This is a genomic window from Ruoffia sp. FAM 20857, assembly GCF_045528645.1.
In the GTDB taxonomy this organism is placed as follows: Bacteria; Bacillota; Bacilli; order Lactobacillales; family Aerococcaceae; genus Ruoffia; species Ruoffia halotolerans.
Map to the genome: position 1 here is coordinate 26,285 of NZ_JBGQRB010000011.1, position 20,583 is coordinate 46,867.

18 protein-coding genes are annotated in these 20,583 nt (G+C 35.1%); 16 read left to right on the forward strand and 2 right to left on the reverse strand.

Annotated features, from left to right (window positions below; genetic code table 11):
- Window positions 1-1,917, reverse strand: a complete 1,917-nt coding sequence (locus ACEN4N_RS03960) for a metallophosphoesterase (protein ID WP_407089932.1) — start codon at window positions 1,915-1,917, stop codon at window positions 1-3.
- 234 nt (window positions 1,918-2,151) lie between these two features.
- Between ACEN4N_RS03960 and ACEN4N_RS03965 the strand changes: the two genes are divergently transcribed.
- From ACEN4N_RS03965 to ACEN4N_RS04035, 15 genes are all read left to right on the forward strand, one after another.
- Complete coding sequence (locus ACEN4N_RS03965) at window positions 2,152-3,111, forward strand: PhoH family protein (protein WP_407089933.1); 960 nt, start codon at window positions 2,152-2,154, stop codon at window positions 3,109-3,111.
- 22 nt (window positions 3,112-3,133) lie between these two features.
- Complete coding sequence (locus tag ACEN4N_RS03970; protein ID WP_407089934.1) at window positions 3,134-5,356, forward strand: HD family phosphohydrolase; 2,223 nt, start codon at window positions 3,134-3,136, stop codon at window positions 5,354-5,356.
- A gap of 17 nt (window positions 5,357-5,373) precedes the next feature.
- The gene (gene ybeY, locus ACEN4N_RS03975) at window positions 5,374-5,871 is read left to right on the forward strand and encodes an rRNA maturation RNase YbeY (protein WP_407089935.1); all 498 of its coding nucleotides are present in this window, start codon (window positions 5,374-5,376) and stop codon (window positions 5,869-5,871) included.
- A complete protein-coding gene (locus tag ACEN4N_RS03980) occupies window positions 5,849-6,235 on the forward strand; it encodes a diacylglycerol kinase family protein (RefSeq protein WP_407089936.1) in 387 nt (128 codons plus the stop codon). The genes ybeY and ACEN4N_RS03980 overlap by 23 nt, the downstream gene beginning before the upstream one ends.
- A 9-nt stretch (window positions 6,236-6,244) precedes the next feature.
- Window positions 6,245-7,150 carry a GTPase Era gene (era, locus tag ACEN4N_RS03985; RefSeq protein ID WP_407089937.1) on the forward strand — a complete coding sequence of 302 codons (906 nt, stop codon included), beginning with the start codon at window positions 6,245-6,247 and terminating at the stop codon, window positions 7,148-7,150.
- Window positions 7,151-7,167: 17 nt separating this feature from the next.
- Window positions 7,168-7,956: a DNA repair protein RecO gene (gene recO / locus ACEN4N_RS03990; protein ID WP_407089938.1), complete on the forward strand. Its 789-nt coding sequence runs from the start codon at window positions 7,168-7,170 to the stop codon at window positions 7,954-7,956.
- Between the two features lie 256 nt (window positions 7,957-8,212).
- Window positions 8,213-9,097: a glycine--tRNA ligase subunit alpha gene (glyQ, locus tag ACEN4N_RS03995; protein WP_138403928.1), complete on the forward strand. Its 885-nt coding sequence runs from the start codon at window positions 8,213-8,215 to the stop codon at window positions 9,095-9,097.
- Window positions 9,098-9,110: 13 nt separating this feature from the next.
- Window positions 9,111-11,156 (forward strand): glycine--tRNA ligase subunit beta, encoded by a 2,046-nt coding sequence (glyS, locus tag ACEN4N_RS04000; RefSeq protein ID WP_407089939.1) that lies wholly within the window; start codon window positions 9,111-9,113, stop codon window positions 11,154-11,156.
- Between the two features lie 34 nt (window positions 11,157-11,190).
- Window positions 11,191-12,501: a GTPase ObgE gene (gene obgE, locus ACEN4N_RS04005; RefSeq protein ID WP_407089940.1), complete on the forward strand. Its 1,311-nt coding sequence runs from the start codon at window positions 11,191-11,193 to the stop codon at window positions 12,499-12,501.
- A gap of 8 nt (window positions 12,502-12,509) precedes the next feature.
- Entirely contained in the window at window positions 12,510-14,357 is a 1,848-nt protein-coding gene (locus ACEN4N_RS04010) for an acyltransferase family protein (RefSeq protein ID WP_407089941.1), read from the forward strand.
- 134 nt (window positions 14,358-14,491) lie between these two features.
- Complete coding sequence (gene rnz / locus ACEN4N_RS04015) at window positions 14,492-15,415, forward strand: ribonuclease Z (RefSeq protein ID WP_407089942.1); 924 nt, start codon at window positions 14,492-14,494, stop codon at window positions 15,413-15,415.
- A gap of 16 nt (window positions 15,416-15,431) precedes the next feature.
- A complete protein-coding gene (locus ACEN4N_RS04020) occupies window positions 15,432-16,238 on the forward strand; it encodes an SDR family NAD(P)-dependent oxidoreductase (protein ID WP_407089943.1) in 807 nt (268 codons plus the stop codon).
- Complete coding sequence (locus ACEN4N_RS04025; RefSeq protein ID WP_407089944.1) at window positions 16,239-16,649, forward strand: lipopolysaccharide assembly LapA domain-containing protein; 411 nt, start codon at window positions 16,239-16,241, stop codon at window positions 16,647-16,649.
- A 5-nt stretch (window positions 16,650-16,654) separates the two neighbouring features.
- Window positions 16,655-18,988: a single-stranded-DNA-specific exonuclease RecJ gene (gene recJ, locus ACEN4N_RS04030; RefSeq protein WP_407089945.1), complete on the forward strand. Its 2,334-nt coding sequence runs from the start codon at window positions 16,655-16,657 to the stop codon at window positions 18,986-18,988.
- 8 nt (window positions 18,989-18,996) lie between these two features.
- The gene (locus ACEN4N_RS04035) at window positions 18,997-19,509 is read left to right on the forward strand and encodes an adenine phosphoribosyltransferase (RefSeq protein ID WP_407089947.1); all 513 of its coding nucleotides are present in this window, start codon (window positions 18,997-18,999) and stop codon (window positions 19,507-19,509) included.
- 83 nt (window positions 19,510-19,592) lie between these two features.
- Here ACEN4N_RS04035 and lexA read toward each other — a convergent pair whose 3' ends face one another.
- Window positions 19,593-20,210, reverse strand: coding sequence for a transcriptional repressor LexA (gene lexA / locus ACEN4N_RS04040; RefSeq protein ID WP_197104009.1), 618 nt, complete (start codon window positions 20,208-20,210; stop codon window positions 19,593-19,595).
- A gap of 88 nt (window positions 20,211-20,298) precedes the next feature.
- Here lexA and ACEN4N_RS04045 point away from each other — a divergent pair, with 88 nt between their 5' ends.
- The gene (locus ACEN4N_RS04045; protein WP_197104010.1) at window positions 20,299-20,547 is read left to right on the forward strand and encodes a DUF896 domain-containing protein; all 249 of its coding nucleotides are present in this window, start codon (window positions 20,299-20,301) and stop codon (window positions 20,545-20,547) included.
- Window positions 20,548-20,583 lie beyond the last annotated feature (36 nt).

A 20,583-nucleotide genomic window follows, 5' to 3' on the forward strand; every position in this document is an offset into this window, starting at 1 on the left:
TTATTTTGTAATTTCATAAGAATGAACAAGTGTCGTTTCACGGTTGTCTAAATCTTCACCAACCACTTGATATAATTCATAAGTGACAGTATCCGAAGTTACGTCTACAACAGAGTAGTGTTGGAAGTTTGATTCACGTGCATTTGAATGACCTTCTGCATAGAATGAAGAAATGAAAGGTTGTTCTTCTGTTAATAACAACTCGCGGAAGCTATTAATATTTTCTTCGGTTATTTCATGACCGAATAAGTCTTCGTATGTTTCATGAATATCTTCGTTTTCTAAGATCCAATCAAAACTTTCAAGCTTATAAATCGTATTATAAGTCTTAGTTCCCGCTGTACTAGGAATGAAGAAGACCGTTCCTTCAGGATTATTGAACGTTGTCACATCTTCATTCGTTTCACCTGCAGTGGCTACTTCTGCGTTACCGAAGGTTTCAGCATTATGAGTTAGTGCATGAGTCACGGTTAAGTTATGATCGTGCCCATTGAAGACTAAGTCTACATCATACTCATCTAGTAAAGCCATTAAATCATCACGAATTAATTGGACACTTTCATCTTCTAATGAATGATAAGATGAAGAGAATAGAGGGCGGTGATAGCTGACAAATACCCAGTCAATGTCTCCGTTGTCCTTAGCTTCTTGAGCTTTTTGTAACTCTTCTTCAAACCACTTCATTTGGTTATCTAAGATTGCTGGTGCTTCATCTTCGTCTGATTCATTTGCTTGTTCAGTGTTTAAGTTAATGAATTGTACACCGTTATAACGTGTTGAATAAGCTGCACCAGAATCCATCCCTTCAACTGCATTGTCGGTATTAATATGATCTAAGAAGTTATCATTATCATGGTTACCGGTGATAAACATATGTGGCATTTCATTATTTAATGGTAATAATGCATCTAAAGTTAAGTTCCATTCTGTATCGTTCCAGTCATCATTAACTACATCACCTGTGTGTAGTGCAAAGCGGGCATCTTCTGCATTAGGATTTTCTAACATTGATTGAATGGTTGAATTTGAATAATCTGCTTCTGAACGTTGGTTTTCTGATGAGAAAGCGTTTTGAGTGTCAGTATAGTGAATGAATGAGAAATCATCACTTGATTCGCTTGCTGTTGTAAATGTCGCTTCGTCTGATAATTCACCGTCTTTATTTCCAACTGTATAGTGATATACAGTGTTTGGATTTAATTCAGTCACTGTTGCTTTATATGCTGTTTCAGTAAAGCTAGGGTAAGGTAAACCTAAAGAATAATTATCAAACCCTTTGTCTAACCATAATAGGTTGTCATCTGAGAATACTTCATCAGTATAGTATCCAACAACTTCATCAGGATTTTCAGTTGCAATCCATGGGTCATCATCGTCTGTTATGGGCTCATTCTCTTCCTCATCCCACATAATAGCATAAACGTAATGCCCGTCTTCTGTCATTTGGTTATAGAAGGCATCATCAATCTCAATGATTTCAGGATCTACTTCAATAGCGTCATCCATCGATTGCCCCTCTTCCCAAATGTATAATTTTGCATTCTCATCTGCATCGGTTGTATGCCATTGGAAGTGCATAGATGTCGAAGGGTCATCGGTTAAGTTTGTTGTAATTCTGTTTGGTGAATTATTTTCAGGTGTTTCCGGATTAGCTGGGTTTTCTTGAGTAACATCTGCAGTTTCTCCACCAATCGTTACAGCCGTAATATTCCCTTCATCATCGAATTCAAAGCCGTCTTCTGCCGTAATTGCTTCTTCAGAATATGCCTCGTCATTCGCACGTTCCTCATTAGCAATATGTGTATTTTCAGTGATTGAACCTGTGGTTGTTTCTTGTGCGTGAACATTAAATCCAACGCTTGATAACATAGTGGTTGCCAGTAAAGCAGACAAGACCATTTTTTTCAAAGATTTCAATTACATTCTCCTTCTACAATATTTTTGTTATTTCCATCACTAACTATACGATAGAAGTGTAAATTTCCTGTAAATATTGTGTAAATTAGATGTAAAGATGAAAAAATGAAGTAACTTTGCTCTACCATGCAATGTTTAAAGGATTTTGTTATAATTAGGTACTAAAGTTCATTTTTTTATGTATTTATGGTAATCTTATTTTAATTAAAGACAATGATAAAAGGAGCGTATTATTTGAGCGGAGCAGATGCATTTTCACAACAAGTTATTGTATCAAACCAAGATTGGTTATTAGCGATACTAGGAACACATGATAAGTATGTTCGATTACTCGAAGAGAACTTTAACATTCAGGTGAGTAATCGTGGCGAAGTCATAACAATATCAGGAAAAGAAGATGATGTTGAGATGACACGAGCAATCATGTTGAATTTAGTTGAGCTTTTAGAAAGAGGGATTACCCCTCGAACGATGGATATCATTACTGCTGTTAAGATGGCAAAAAATGGAACCATTGAATATTTCATTAACCTATTTGAAGAAGTCATCGGTCGAGCATATGACGGAACAGCGATTCGTGCGAAAAATTTTGGACAATTACAATATGTCAAAGCAGTTGAAACTCACGATGTGGTGTTTGGAATCGGGCCAGCAGGTACAGGGAAAACTTTCTTAGCGGTAGTTTTAGCAGTTCAAGCTATGAGAGAAGGCCGTGTTAAGAAAATCATCTTAACTCGTCCTGCCGTAGAAGCCGGAGAGAGCCTTGGATTTTTACCAGGCGACTTGAAAGAAAAAGTAGATCCATATCTGAGACCTGTTTACGATGCACTTTATGCTATTTTTGGGATGGAACATACAAATCGTTTGATGGAAAGAGGTATTATTGAAATTGCGCCTTTAGCATATATGCGTGGTCGTACATTAGATGACGCTTTTGTTATCTTAGATGAAGCTCAAAATACAACCATTGCACAAATGAAGATGTTCTTAACACGACTTGGCTTTGGTTCTAAGATGATTATTAACGGAGACCAAACTCAAATTGACTTACCAAAAGGTGTTAAATCAGGCTTAATTGATGCTGAGAGAAAATTAAATAAAATAAATAAAATTAAATTTAATTACTTTGATGAATTTGATGTTGTACGTCATCCAGTTGTAGCGGATATTATTAGAGCTTATTCTGAAGATTAATTTTATATAGAGGGGGAGTAAAATGAACCAGCAATTACGGAAACTACAGACGGTTTTAGGGACATTATTCATCCCTCTAATTATTTTGCTTATGTCTGTGTTGATATTTTTTATAGGTTTTACAGATGTGCAACCTGAACAATATAACTTTCGCATCAACCAAGTTGCGGAGAAAACAGTTCAAGCTCCTGTGACGATAGAAGATACTGAACAGACTGAGATTAATATGGAACGTGCACGCTCAAGCGTGCCAGACGCATATGTTTTTCAGCCTGCTATTCTTGATCAACAAGTGGAGCAGACTGAAGAGTTTTTTAATTTAATTTATTCTATTAGAGAGAATGAGTACTCAACTGTTGACATTAATGAGATGCTTGAAGATTCTGTATTAAGTGGTCTGGTGGGTATCACCTCGATAGATAGTCAACGAGCTGAGACACAATCTGTTCCTTTTGGACAATTAGAAGCCACGGAACAGCTTGTTATTTATAATCAAGCAATCTTAGCGAGTGAGAGTGATTCGGTCGAAGAATTAGATGAATCGTTATCAGTGGATTCTATTACTAGACTGTTAACAGTAAATAATGAAGATTTAAATCAAATGCAACAACAAATCAATGATTTACTTGCGAGTGTTTTAAGTAGTGAAATTGAATCGACTGATTTAAATCAAATTTTATCAGATGTGAATCAATATATTAGCGAATTGGATATAAACTCTGAAAATAAGGGCATTATCAGCGAATTAATGCAAGAATTGGTTGTACCAACCGTAGTTTATAGTGAAAGCGAGACAGAAAAGCGTCGTGCAGAAGCAGAGAATGCTGTTCAACCGAGCTATATCTTACAAGGGCAAATAATCGTTCAAGAAGGGCACATTATTAACCAAACGACTTACAGACAATTAGATTTGCTTGGTTATCTAGATCGAGAGTCTAACAATGATTTATTAATTGCTTTTGCAGCAGTTATTATCATTCATGCAATCGCACTTGTTTACTATGTTGTAAAAGAGAAAGAAAATGCGCTATTGGACATTGAATTGGGTACACAAATCCTGGGTTATGGCTTACTCTTTACAGTAAGTTTTCTTGTCTTGAGAGTGTTGTATATATTGCAATTGAATGGGATTGATTACGCCATGTTATTTCTGCCAATCTATGTGATCCCAATGTTATTAAGACCAAGAACCAATATAAGATTAACCTTATTCTTTATGGGCTTTTTCAATTTACTTGCATTATTTATTTCTCATGACGGCGATAGTATGACTGTGACCTTTATGATTACAAGTTTTTATTTCTTTAGTTCTCTAATTTCATTAAGTTATCAATTACTAGTTAAGAATAAAAACTCATTAAGGTACGGCTTTTTATATGCATTGGTCTTGCATTCTGTATTTGCCATGCCGATTGTGTTGATGACGAACGTTTCATTAGTATCTGAAATTTCAATTGTTATATTATCGTTTATATTATTTAATTTACTGATAGCCTTTGGTATTTATTTCTTTATTGAACCATACTGGCATAAACTTTTAAGCAGTAAAGCACCATTAACTTTAAACCAACTAGCGAATTTAACTCATCCGCTATTGAAAAGTATTGTAGAGAAAGCACCAGGCTCATATCACCATAGTATGATGGTAGCGAATATTTCAGCGAATGCTGCGGATGCTATCGGAGCAGATTCATTATTAGTAAGAATTGCATCGTATTACCATGATATTGGAAAGGTAAATCATCCATTGTTTTTCGTTGAGAATTTATCTGAAGGAATGGAGTCTCCACATTCAATGGTGACGGCTGAAGAGAGTGCTGCCATTATTATTGGGCATGTCACTGAAGGTGAAAAGATCTTACGAGAATATGATATGCCAGAAAGTGTTATAGATATTTGTATGCAACATCACGGAACCACTTTAGTAAGGTATTTTTATCATCAGGCTAAACAAACAAACAATCATGTGGACGAGGAAAAGTTCCGCTATCCTGGACCTAAGCCTCAAAGTAAAGAGGCGATGATTATCATGATTGCTGATTCAGTTGAAGCCGCTTCTAGAACAATTAAGGAACATACGCAAACGGCATTTGAAAATTTAGTTGATAATATTATTAATGGGAAATTGGCTGAAGGACAATTTGAAGAGTGTCATATGACAGTCGCTGAATTAGAAAAAGTTAAAAAATCAATTGTACACACTATAGCAAGTACATTTCATACTCGGGTGGAGTATCCAGATTAAAAAACGGAGGACAACTAATGATTATAGATTTAATAGATGAAGATGGGTTACTAACTGAAGAACATACAGAGATGTTAAACCACATTATTACCCAAACAGCTCACAAACTTGGATTAGGCGAAGGTATCGAAGTCGATATCTCAATCGTATCTAATGATATTATTCATGAATTGAATAAAGAGTATCGTGGTATTGATCGCCCAACGGATGTATTAAGTTTTGCTTTAGAGGAAGACGTAGATGAGGCACCGAACTTCAACTTTGATTCATTTTCTGACATTGAAGGTGGCAATGATGTGTCTAAACACTTAGGAGATATTATTATTTCTTTTGAAAAAACTGTTGAGCAGGCTGAAGATTATGGACATTCAGTCGAAAGAGAATTAGCATTCTTAGCTGTCCATGGCTTCTTACATTTGAATGGGTATGACCATCAAACCGAAGCTGACGAAAAAGAAATGTTCTCGTTACAAGAAGAGGTGCTAGAAGAAAATGGCTTTTCACGAGGGCAATAACAAATTTACAAAGTCTGTTTATCATGCAGTTCAAGGGATTATGGAGACTGTAAAAATTGAAAGAAATATTAAAATCCATATGATTATTACAGTTTTAGTTATTGTTGCGGGCTTTTTATTCAATATTAGTTTAGTAGAGTGGTTAAGTATCGTTATTTGCATCGGCTTAGTCATCGGTATGGAATTATTGAACACTTCCATCGAACATACAGTTGATTTAGCGTGTCAAAAGGAGTACCATCAACTAGCGAAAAAAGCAAAAGATGCATCCGCTGGTGCAGTATTAGTGGTTGCAACCATGTCGGTTGTTATTGGAATGATTATATTTATACCAAAAATTTGGAAGTTAATATTTATTAATTAAGGAGTGTTTATGAAAAATAACAAATTTAAATCAGGTTTTATTACCATTATTGGTAGACCAAATGTAGGGAAATCAACTTTATTAAACCGTTTCGTCGGACAAAAAGTAGCCATTATGTCTGACAAAGCGCAAACAACTCGTAATCGAATTCAAGGGGTTGTGACCGATGAAGAAAGCCAAATTGTCTTCATTGATACACCGGGAATTCATAAACCGAAACATGCGTTAGGTGACTTTATGTTGAATGCAGCATACAGCGCACTTAAAGGGGTAGATGGAATCTTAGTAGTTGTGAATGCCTCTGAAAAAATCGGACCTGGAGACCGCTTAGTGATTGAACGTGTGAAACAAGCAAACATTCCTGTGTTCTTAGTTATTAATAAGATTGACTTAGTAACACCAGACGAATTATTACCAATCATTGACACTTACCGTCAAGAACATGATTTTGATGAAATCTATCCAATCAGTGCCACGGAAGGTAATAACGTTGATGCACTAATCAAAGGAATTAAAGAAATTATTCCAGAAGGACCTCAATACTATCCAGCTGACCAAGTGATGGATCATCCAGAATACTTTATTGTCGCTGAATTTATTCGTGAGAAAATATTAGAATTAACACGCGAAGAGATTCCGCATTCAGTAGCGGTTCAAGTTGAGAGTATGAAACGTAACGAAGATGATAAGATTGAGATTCAAGCTGCTATTATTGTCGAACGTAGTTCTCAAAAAGGTATTATTATCGGAGCCCAAGGATCAATGATTAAAAAAATTGGACAACGCGCTCGTCGAGATATTGAAATTCTATTAGGAGATAAAGTTTATCTCGATTTATGGGTGAAAGTTCAAAAGAATTGGCGCGATCGTCGCACTCAATTGAATGACTTTGGTTATCAACCAGATAATTATTAAACGATAGAGGTGATTAGTTGAATGAACGGTTCGAAGGGATTGTTTTGTTTCAAAGAAAGCATCTGGAACATGATGCGCTCGTAAAGATTTTTACAGAAGATTATGGAACAAAAATGTTCTTTGTAAGAGGCTTACAAAAACCTAATCATCGCTTAACTAGTCAACTGATACCACTCACAGTGAACCACTATATTGGCAACATAAATGAAGAAGGCTTGTCTTTTCTAAAAGAAGCGAATACGATTGAAATTCACCGGAAAATTCAAACTGATTATATGAAACAAGCATATTCAAGTTATGTGACTCAATTAGTCGATGCAGCGATTAATGACAACACACCCGATCAAGCATTATATGATATGCTAAAGAAAGCATTGGAACTAATGAATAGCGATGTCTCTTACGAAGCGATTACGATCAGCATGGAGATTAAGTTACTAAGATATTTTGGTTTTGACATACATTTTGATCGATGTCGCATCTGTGGGACAACGGTACAGCCCTTTGATTTCAGTATGAAATTACAAGGAGTGTTATGTCAGAAGCACTTTCATGAAGATTCATTTCGAATGCATATCGCGCCTAAGGCAATGTTTATTGCAAGTCGACTTGATTTAGCTAGTTTGCATCAAATTAATAGTATTCAAGTTAGTCAAGAGACTATTCAAGAATTGCGTCGATTAATGGATGAAATTTATAAAGAATTTGTCGGTATTAACTTAAAGAGCAAGAGTTATTTAAATAATTTGGATACATTAAGTGCTTCCATGCAAGATGTCATCAGAAAACGACACAAATCTGATTGAGAATTTGAGTGAATTGTAGTATGATGTTCTATGTATTAAGGTGATTAAATAAGATAGTAAAGCGAGTCTAGGAGAGTGAAAGCTAGACCAAATCGAAGGCAGCCTTAAAAGTGTTTTTTTAATTGAATCGTTTGACATAAGTGCAAGTTAACGCTTGAATTAGGGTGGAACCGCGAATTTACTTCGTCCCTATGATTTAGATTTTTATCTAATCATAGGGGCAGTTTTTTTATTTTACAGAAAAGAGGAATTATCAATGGCAAAGACAATTCAAGAAATGATATTAACATTACAACAATTTTGGGCAGAACAAGGGTGTTTAATTTTACAAAGTTATGACACTGAAAAAGGAGCAGGGACAATGAGCCCGTATACTTTCTTACGTGCAATCGGACCTGAGCCTTGGAATGCAGCGTATGTTGAACCATCAAGACGTCCAGCTGATGGGCGTTATGGTGAAAACCCAAACCGTTTATATCAACATCATCAATTTCAAGTTGTGATGAAACCATCTCCGACAAATATTCAAGAATTATACTTAGATAGCTTAGTGGCTTTAGGGATTGACCCACTTGCGCATGACATTCGTTTTGTTGAAGATAACTGGGAAAACCCATCATTAGGCTGTGCAGGATTAGGATGGGAAGTATGGATTGATGGAATGGAAATTACACAATTTACTTACTTCCAACAAGTAGGTGGTTTAAAAGTAGACCCAGTAACAAGTGAATTAACATATGGACTAGAGCGTTTAGCCATGTATATTCTAGATGTGGATAATGTTTATGATTTAGAATGGGCTCCGGGAGTGAAATATGGTGAAATATTTAAACAACCTGAACGTGAACACTCGACTTACTCATTTGATTTAAGTAATACAGAAATGCTTTTCACTCAATTTAATGCATTTGAAAAAGAAGCAATGAATTTAATTGATAATGGACTGTCACATCCAGCCTATGATTACATCTTAAAATGTTCGCACACATTCAATTTACTTGATGCACGTGGAGTGATCTCTCAGTCAGACCGTGCTGGGTACTTAGGTAGAATTAGAAAGATGGCTCGCTCTGTTGCACAAGCATTTGTTAATGAGCGTGAAGAACTTGGCTTCCCATTATTAAATAAAGACAAAGCGTAAAGGAGCGATTGACATGACAAAAGATTATTTATTAGAAGTTGGAATGGAAGAAATACCTGCTCGTTTTTTAACTGAATTAAGTGACCAATTAAAAGATAAAGTTGAGCAGTTTTTAACTGATAACCGATTAACTTATGATGATGCAGTTGCTTATTCAACACCAAGACGCTTAGCTGTGATTGTTAAAGGTATTGCGGAACGTCAAGAAGACGTATCTGAGAAAGTTAAAGGACCTGCATTACGTATTGCTCAGGACGAAGAAGGTGAATGGAGTAAAGCAGCACAAGGCTTTGTTCGCGGACAAAAATTAACTGTCGATGACATTTTCGTTGAACAAATTAAAGATGAAGACTATATCTTCGTTAATAAACATACAGAGGGCTTATCAGTTAAAGAGGTATTAGCGAATATGGCTGATGTATTAAACGCGATGACATTCCCAGTTAGCATGACTTGGAATTCATTCAATAAAAGTTTTATCCGTCCAGTACATTGGATTGTATCATTACTTGATGATGAAGTTGTTCCATTTAGCTTTATTAATATAGAAGCAGGAAATACATCAACTGGTCATCGTTTCCTAGGTGGGAGGACAGAAATTACGTCTCCTAATACTTATGTAGAAAAATTAAGAGATGAGTTTGTGCTTGTTGATTCATCTGAAAGAAAAGATGTTATTATCAAACAAATCGAACAAATTTCTTCAGACAATCATTGGAATATTCCAATGACTGAAGATTTATTAGATGAAGTGACTGCATTAGTTGAATGGCCGACAGCCTTCTTTGGTCAATTCGAGGACGAGTATTTAGAAATCCCACAAATTGTATTAATCACTGCGATGAGAGACCACCAAAGGTATTTCTACGCTTTAGAAGAAGGAACTGATAGGTTATTACCTTATTTCATCTCAGTTCGTAATGGTGATGACAATCATATAGAGAATGTTATTAAAGGAAATAAAAAAGTGTTGAAAGCACGTTTAGAAGATGCTTTATTCTTCTATAAAGAAGATATGACTCATGATTTAGCATACTTCACTGAGAAATTAGGGTCGGTTAAAGAACACTTTAAACTTGGAACATTAGCAGAAAAGCAAAAACGCGTTGAACATATTGTTAATAAATTAGCTGAAACAATTAATGAACCCAAAGCTGGTTCTGTAGCAAGTGAAGCAGCTAAAATTTATAAATTTGATTTAATGACTCAGGTAGTTAATGAATTTGACGAATTACAAGGTCGAATGGGTGAAATTTATGCGAAAGAATTTGGAGTATCAGACGAAATTGCACATACGATTAGCCAACAATATATGCCTACAAGTAGTGGGGGAGAATTACCAGGAACTTTAGCTGGAGCTATGCTTGCATTTGCTGATAAATTTGATACACTATTAAACTACTTTAACATCGGATTAATCCCAACAGGATCAAACGATCCATATGCACTTCGCCGTCAAGCGATGGGGATGGTAGAAATCAGTGAGAAGTTTGATTGGAACTTTGATATGCATGAATTTGTTAAAGTTGTGATTAAAGATATGGATGTTACCGAGGAAGATTTAATTGACTCATTTATTGATTTTATTAAATTACGTATTCAACAATTTCTTGAGAAAGAAGCGATTGATTATGATATCATTCAAGCAGAGCTTAATGGACGTCATGCGAATGTGTATGCAGGGGTTAATTTTGCTAGAGGCATTCAAAAACTTAAGAATGACTCTCCAGAAGAGTATCGTAATTTAGTTGAATCTTTAACACGTGTGGTGAATTTAGGCGTTAAAGAAAATTCAGATGGCTTATTCGAAGAAACGAAAGCTCAAACAGAATCAGAGCAAAGATTATTCGATATGTTAAAATCAGATTTCTCTACGGATCGAGAAAAAGCATTAGATATGTTCGTTAAATTGTCTGATCCAATTGCCGATTACTTCAACAACAATATGGTTAATGACGATAATGAAGCAATAAGAGAAAACAGATTGAAAACAATGAAATTTATTACGGATAAAGTATTGAAATTCATTGATCCAAGAGAGTTAAACAGTAAGTTTTAGAAAATTATACATAGAAAGAAAGGAGTGATGTCAAATGTCAACATTTTTAGATCATGCTAAAGTAGAAGTCAAAGCAGGCAAGGGTGGCGATGGAATGGTCGCTTTCCGTAGAGAGAAATACGTTCCAGATGGTGGACCAGCCGGCGGAGATGGAGGTCAAGGTGGAGATGTTATCTTCATCGTAGATGAAGGATTAAGAACCTTAATGGATTTCCGTTATAACCGTCATTTTAAAGCCAAAAATGGTGAAAATGGAATGAGTAAAAGTAAATACGGTGCCGGAGCAGAAGATTTAATTATTAAAGTTCCACCTGGAACGATTGTTCGTGCAGCTGCCACAGGTCAGTTCATGGCCGATTTAGTTGATAATGGTCAAAAATTCACTGTTGCTAAAGGAGGACGTGGGGGTCGTGGTAACATTCGTTTTGCAACGCATAAAAATCCAGCACCTTCGATTGCAGAAAATGGTGAACCCGGAGAAGAATTAGAATTAGAACTTGAACTAAAAGTTCTTGCAGATGTTGCCTTAATCGGGTACCCAAGTGTGGGTAAATCAACATTACTTTCGTTAATTAGTAATGCAAAACCAAAGATAGCTGACTATCAATTTACAACATTAGTTCCGAACTTAGGTGTTGTACAACTAGCAAACCAACAAGAGTTTGTTGTCGCAGATATGCCAGGTTTAATTGAAGGAGCTTCTGAAGGTGTTGGATTAGGAATTCAATTCTTACGCCACATTGAAAGAACAAAAATTATGTTACATGTCATCGATATGGGAGCAGTGCATGGTCGCGATCCTTTTGTTGATTTCACTGACATTATGGATGAATTAGAAGCGTATAACGAGAGATTATTACTGAGACCGATGTTGATTGTCGCTAACAAAATGGACGAAGCAATCTCTGAGGAAAATCTTGAAATTTTTGAAGAAAAATTAAATGCTTATTACGGCGAACGTGAATTAGAAGTTCCAGAAATTTTCCCGATTAGCTCATGGCAAAATAAAGGTGTAGATCAGCTAATCAAGAAAACAGCTTCACTTGTTCAAAACGAAGAATTTATTCCACTTGAAGAAGAAGTTGAAATCGAAGAAGCTTATTATACTTTAGAGCAAGAAGAAGCGCCTTTCGAAGTCGAACAAGTCGAAGAAGGCTTCTACCGCATTACGGGTGCTCAAATCGAAAAATTATTTGCGATGACGAATATGGCACATGATGAAAGTATTGCTCGTTTCCAAAGACAAATGCGTGGTATGGGAATTGATCAAGCTCTTCGTGATATTGGAGCTCAGACAGGAGATATTGTTGAGTTATCAACATTCCAGTTTGAGTTTATGGATTAGGTGATAGCATGTCACAAGAAACTAAGTCCAAAAAAAGATTAGATATCTTTGATGGTCTTAAAGGGCTATCAATTATCACAATTATTGTGTATTATTTTTTCCAGCATATTTTACCCGGTGGATTTTTAGCGGTAAATATGTTCTTGTTAATCGCTGGTTTTTTTAACTTTAGACACTTTGTTAGTGCTAGCCAAAAAGGAATTAAAATAAATTACTTAAACTTTTATAAAAAAAGGTTAAGTCGATTGTTTTTCCCAATGTTAGCCATGATTATAACAGCAAGTTCTTTTATCTTGTTATTTTCAAGAGGGTCTTTATTTAACCTTAGAAATATGGCTTTATCAGGACTTGCTTTCTTTAACAACTATTATCAAATCTTGAATGAACAGTCTTATTTCGTTCAAGCTGCAAACCCAAGTGCCTTCACGCACTTATGGTATGTCGGAATTTTAGGTCAGTTAATATTACTTACACCCGTAATAATATTGCTATTATATTCTTGGCATAAGAAACAAACAACAACGGTGAATATGTTACTCATCGTTACTGTTGTATCAGCATTTTTAATGGGTTATTTATATAAAGACGGTGAAGACCCTACACGTATTTATTATAGTGTATTTACACGGGCGTTCTCTTATACAGCAGGTGGGGTTGTCGGTTTAATATTACCGATGAATCTTACTGCGAAGCCAATTAAAGGTAAAATTAATTGGATCTTTAATGGTATAGGGACGTTAATTATGGTCTTGATGTTCTTTATGTGTAAATTTATGTACGGAACACAACCCTTTGCTTATCGCTTTGGGATGAGTTTATTCACGCTTTTAAGTGCATTATTTATTCTTGTTTCAATTCACCCAAGTACGATTTGGAACAAGATATTAAGTTTTCCACTGCTTACCTTTATTGGTAAACGTAGTTACTCTTATTATTTATGGTTTTATCCTGTTTATTTAATTATTCCTAATATGATGCAAAATTTAGGTTTACCATCATGGGCAAACTATACAATTCAGTTTTTAATTATCGCGATACTTGCTGAAATTAGTTACCGATTATTTGAGCAAGTGACTATTAGTTTACCACTTGGACAAGACTTTAATATTAAGAAAACACGTCACCAATTAAAATATTTAAGATCTCATAAAGGGACTCTTTTAAACGTTAAAGTGATTACAGGTGCTTATATTGTGATTTTCGTCATTGGTACGATTGGAATTTTTGCTGCACCTGAAGAAAGAGCTCAAACGGCAGAAGAATTGCAAACGATTATTGAAACGAACTCCCAAATAGCCGAAGATACACAGACAGAAGATACTGAAAATGTGAAAGTAGTTAACAATATTGAAGGCCTCGGCCAACAAAAAATGCTCTATGCTAATGGATTAGACATTACCTTTGTAGGAGACTCTACTTTATTAGCGGCTACAAAACAAATTCAAAATGTCTTCCCGAAAGCGGTCATTAACGGTGAAGTCGGACGTCAACTGTATAATAGTGTGTCGGTTGTTAATAGTTTAGATCAAAGTGGGCTTTTGAAACCAACAGTTGTTACAATGATGGGATCAAATGGAACCTTTACAGCAGGTCAAATTAATGACTACATTGAAGCGATTGGACCAGAACATGATATTTTCTTTGTTACATCCGATACAAAGCGTTCTTGGGTGTCTGACGCTAATCAACAATTATTAGCAGCGGCTCAACGATTTGGTAATGTTCATATTATTGATTGGGCAAGTTACTCAAATGACCAAACAGGTTGGCAAAGAGATGATGGTGCGCATCCAACTGAAGAAGGAGCACATGAATTATCAGTCTTTATTGCTAAAGAAATATATCGTCAAAGATAAAAGTATTAGTTAATTGAGGAGTGTTGGTGGGGAGATTAACTCACTAACACTCTTTTTATGTTTAATAAGATAAATGTAAAGAAATTCTCAAAAAATTGTAGTAAAATATAATGTATTAAGGAAAGGTAGTGACTATGGAAATATTATTTTTAGGAACTGGCGCTGGCGTTCCATCAAAAAGTCGTAATGTAAGTTCTTTAGCGTTAAAGCTATTGAATGAATTGAATGAAACTTGGCTATTTGACTGTGGAGAAGGAACTCAACATCAAATATTAAAAACAACATTAAAACCGGGTAAGGTCAAAAATATATTTATTACTCATATGCATGGAGATCATATATTCGGCTTACCAGGATTTTTAAGTAGTCGTTCGTTTCAAGGCGGAGATAACCAACCTATTACCATCTACGGACCTACAGGTATTGAACAATACATTAATGCATCATTAAAATATTCAAAATCAAATTTACTTTATAAAGTAAATATAGTTGAACTAGATCCAAAGGGTGGCGAAATTCAATTAAATAAGGGCTGGAAAGTTAAATACTTACCTCTACAACATAATATTCTGTCATTTGGCTATAGAATTGAAGAACCGAAATCCGATGGTGTGTTATTGGTTGATAAACTTAAAGAATACAATATTCCTAACGGACCGATATTTGGGATGTTAAAAAATGGAAAAACAGTCACTTTAGAAGATGGTACTAAACTGGATGGTAAAGATTTTGTTGGTGAAGTCCAACCAGGCAAAGTGATTGCAATCATAGGAGATACGAGACCCAATGCAAACATCAAGAAATTAGCCGAAGATGCTGATGTTCTTGTTCATGAAGGGACACATGCAAAAGGCGAGAACAAAATGGCCAATCGTTATTTCCATTCTACGGTCGAACAAGCGGCTCAAGTTGCTAAAGCATCAAATGTTAAGCAATTATATTTAAATCACATTAGCTCGAGATATTTAGGGGCAGATGTAAAACAATTAGAAAAAGATGCACGGTCTATATTCAAACAAACGAAAGTTGCTTATGACTTAAATGAATTTGAAATATAATTGAAAGGGTGAGATTATGTTTCTGAAAAACAAGGTTGTTTTATTGACGGGTGCTTCAAGTGGAATTGGTAAAGCGATTGCTTTTGAAATGGCTAAAAAAAGTGCAAAACTTGTATTAGTATCTCGAAGAGAAGAAGTACTCTCTGAATTGGCAGATACATTAAAACGAGAATACGATACTCAAACACTTGTGCTAGCAAAAGATTTGTCTGAGGTAAAGGGAATTGAAGAAACGGTGGAAGAAACAATCAATGCTTTTGGTCATATAGATTATTTGATTAATTCAAGTGGTATGGGTATATTTAAAAAAGCAGTAGATTTCACGGCAAAAGAAATTGATCAACTCTTTAAAATTAATACTTATGCGATGATTTATTTGTCCCAATTAGTAGCCAGAGAGATGATTATAAAAAATACACCAGGACATATTTTATTCATTTCTTCCATAGCTGGAAAAATAGCAACACCAAGCTCAAGTGTCTATTCTGCATCAAAGTTTGCTGTGATAGGCTACGCGAATAGTTTAAGATTGGAGTTAAAGCGGTTTGGTATTGATGTGACCACAATTAATCCTGGACCAGTCAAGACGGATTTTTTTAATTATAATTCAAATTCTAAAGAGTATTATGACCGAATTAAGGCATTTGCATTAGATCCGCAAAAATTAGCGAAAGATGTGACTAAGCATTTAAAACCATCACGTCGTAAAAGAGAGTTAAATCGTCCCCGTTATTATCATATTATTGATATACTATATAAAGTGTTTCCAAACATTGGAGATAAATTAGCAGGAGAAATGTTAAATTTCAAGGAGGATAATTAGATGAAAGAACAATGGAAAGTTATAGCGATTATTATGTTACTTATCTTAGTAGTCGTTTTTGCATTACAAAATACAAATGTTGTTGGAATTGATTTCTTTTTCACTCAATTTGAAGTATCGCTTGTCTTAGTTGTATTATTCAGTATTTTGGTTGGTGTTATCATTGGAATGATTGCATCAATGTCTGCGATTCAATCAAACAGAAAGAAAAATAAAGAGTTAGAAAAACAATTAACAAAAGAGAAACATAATCACTCAAATACAGCGATTGAAAAAGATGCAGCAATTGCTGAGTTACGCAGTAAGATTGAAGAACAAGAGCGTGTTTCACGTAATACAATTTCTGTAGAATCAGATGAAAAACCAGAGTCAAAAGAAGAAGTAGTTACTGATACAACAGAGGAAGTGTAATATTCGTGAAGTTCAATATGGCACAGTTTGATTGGCAAATCAGACCGGAGATTAATAGAGACGCTTCCAAAAGTATTTTAGACAATAATGAAACAACTTTTAGTTCAACTTTTTTACGCCTATGTTCAATTAGAGGTATAACAAGTGCAGAAGAGTTAATCGAAAAAACAAATCAAAAACCTCAACTATATCATGATCCATTTTTATTATTTGAGATGGACAAAACAATTGACCGTATTCAAACAGCGATTGAAGAGTTTGAACCCATATTAATCTATGGAGATTATGATGCAGACGGCATTACCAGCACATTGATAATGTATGAGACATTAGAGACGATTGGAGCCAATGTCCATTATTATTTACCAAACCGCTTAAAGGACGGTTATGGACCGAATAAAGCACGTTGGAGTAAGTTGGTTGACGAATTTGATATTCGATTAATCATTACTGTTGATAATGGTGTGGCTGGTTTTGAAGCTGTGGATGCAATGAATGATATAGGTGTGGATTGTATTATTACCGATCACCATGAATTGCAAAGTGAATTACCGAATGCATTCTCAATTATTCATCCAAAACATCCTTCAGGTCAATATCCTTTCCCAGAATTAAGTGGGGCGGGAGTTGCTTTGAAGGTGGTCAGTGCCTTATTAGGTGAAGTACCCACAGAAGCTGTTGAATTGGCAGCAATCGGTACGGTTGCAGATATGGTGTCTTTAACGGATGAAAATCGAACGATTGTATTAAGTGGATTGACTCTAATTAAAGACTCGATGCGCGTTGGTTTACAATTATTATTACAAAATGAAAAAGTTAATTTAGATAACTTAACGAGTGAGACGATTGGCTTTATTATTGGTCCACGTTTAAATGCAGTTGGTCGATTAGGAGATCCGACGCCGGGCTTAGAGTTATTGAAAACATTAGATATTTCTGAAGCGGAATCGTTATTAGAAATAGTGAATGAAAAGAATCGTGAAAGAAAATCTATCACCGAAAACATCACTATAGAAATCGAAAATCGTATGGCTCAGTATGACTCGATTCCAAATATTATTATTGAAGCAGATAAAGATTGGCCTGCCGGAGTCTTAGGGATTGCTGCAAGTCGTTTAGTTAAAAAATACCAAAGACCTGCGATTGTCTTTCAATATATAGAAGAGAAAAAACAATATAAAGGAAGTTCAAGAAGTGTATCTAAGATAAATATCTTCGAAGAACTCGTTAAACAAAATGAGTACCTAACTTACTTCGGTGGTCACAGTCAAGCAGCTGGATTAACGATTGATGAAGAGAATTGGGAAGACTTTAAACAAAGCATCCACAAAAGCTTTGTACACTACACTGAATTACTAAACGAACCTGAGCCAATTGTCATTGATATGCCGTTAAGTGTGAATGAAATGACGATTGATTTTATTAATGAAGTGAACTTATTAGGGCCTTTCGGTACGGATAATCCAAAACCGCAGTTTATGGTTAAAGATGCTCATATTAACACAATTAGATTTATTGGAGTAGATAAAAACCATGTTAAACTTGCCCTAAGCCAAACGGATACCAAAGTCGAATTACAAGCCATTGGCTTTGGCAAAGCAGAGCAAGCTGAAAGCTTAGAGAACGGCAGTGTGGTATCTGTAGTTGGTGAGTTAGATATTAATGAATGGAACGGGAACCGTCTTCCACAGTTAATGGTGAAAGATATGGGAGTTAATGGCTCTCAGTGGTTAGATTACCGCTCAAGCAAGATTCACAAAGATTTGTTAAGTATAGATAAAGCTTTATATTTATTCGCCCATCAGCCGATTGCAGATTATATGTCCAAGCAATTGAACGGTGCAGCTGTTGTATTATATGAGAATGCATCAAAAGTTAATTTAGCCCAATATAATAACCTCATCGTAATGGAGCCGCCGATTCAATTACAACAATTGAAAGAGATAGTGAATACACAAGCTTGGTCGAAAGTCTATCTAGGATCATTTGTTCAGGAATCGAAATATATGGCAGGTATCCCTTCTCGAGAAGAGTTCGTTGATTTGTACAAATATATCTTTGCCAAGCAAGAATTTATGTACAAAACAGAATTTGAAAACATAACAAAAGCATTAAATATACACCCAGTTAAATTAAAAGGAATGTTTTTGATGTTTTTAGAAGCAGAATTTGTTACAATTAAGAATGGTCGGTTAGAGTTTAATAAAGAAGCAACAAATAATAAAATTGATCTACCTCACTTAAAGACTTTTATTCAATATGAAAGTGAATATAAGTCAGAGGCTTTATTAAATTATCAGCCGATAGACGCTATTAAAGAATATTTTGAAGGGAATTAAATAACTAAATGAACTTAAATGATTATATTGCTTCAATCGAAGATTATCCAAAGGAAGGCGTAACGTTTCGTGATATTACACCATTAATGGCAAATGGACCTGCTTTTGCGCAAGCGACACAAGAAATTGTGGACTATGTAAGAGAAGTAGGAGCTGAAGTAGCTGTTGGACCTGAAGCACGTGGCTTTATTGTCGGATGTCCTGTAGCTTACGCAATGGAAATTGGCTTTGCGCCAGTTCGTAAAAGAGGGAAATTACCTCGTGAAATTATTGAAGTCGAATACGAACTTGAATATGGTACTGATGTATTAACAATGCATAAAGATGCTATTACACCTGGTCAAAAAGTTATCATTATCGATGATTTATTAGCAACAGGTGGTACGGTTAAAGCTACAATCGACTTAGTTGAAAAACTAGGTGGAGAAGTTGTAGGAATTGCATTCTTAATTGAATTGAAAGAATTAAACGGTAGAGAAAAAATTGAAGGTTATAACTATAAAGCTTTAATGCAATACTAATATCTACTCTTTATTTTAAAATTCAAAAAAATCCGAACTCTACTATAGTGTTCGGATTTCGTTTTAATTAATATATTTGAAATCTAAAATTCACGGTATAAGCTAATAACTTTACCTAATATTTGGACTGAGTTTAAAATAATGTCATCCATAGCGTCATTTTCGGGACGTAAAATATAGTGATCAGACTGTTTGTAAAAAGTCTTACAAGTTGCTTCGTCATCATCAGTCAAAGCGACAACGATATCACCATTATTAGCAGAAGGTTGGCGACGAACTGTAATTAAATCACCATTGAAGATACCGGCATTGATCATACTTTCACCGTCAATTTGGAGCATGAATAAATCATTGCTATCAAAATGTTCTAAATTAGGTGGAATTGGATAATAATCAACGGCCTCTTCAATTGCTAAGATAGGCGCACCGGCAGCAACGCGACCAAGTAAAGGGATATCCTTTCTTGAAATACCCAAAGCTTCAAGCGCAATTGGCGTCAGTTCTAACGCACGTGTCTTACTCGCGTCACGGACTAAGTAACCTTTGCCTTCTAATCGAGAAAGATGACCATGAACAGTAGATGTCGAAGCTAATCCAACTTCTGCTCCAATTTCTCTGACAGTTGGCGGGTATCCATTAGAGTCAATTGCTTTATATATACAATCAAGTATATTTAATTGTTTTGCTGATATTGATTTCATAATTTCAACTCTTTCGTTTTTATTGTTTTTAGTATAGCATTTATAATAACGCTTAGCAAACAAATGTTCGTAGTAAAGGAGTGATTATATGTTAAGTAAGGATAAGATCAAACGCATCAACGAATTGTCTAAAAAGAACAAAGCAGGGACAATCACTGAAGAAGAATCGATTGAAAGAAAAAACCTGCACAAAGAATACATTCAAAGTATGAGAGATAGCATTGGTGCTCAAATTGAGGGAATTAAAGTCGTTGATCCTGAAGGGGAAGACTTAACTCCTAATAAAGTTAAAGAGATTCAAAAAGAACGTGGCTTACATAATAGAGACAACGAATAATTTTCTCTAGTCAACACAATGATTATTTAGTATTAT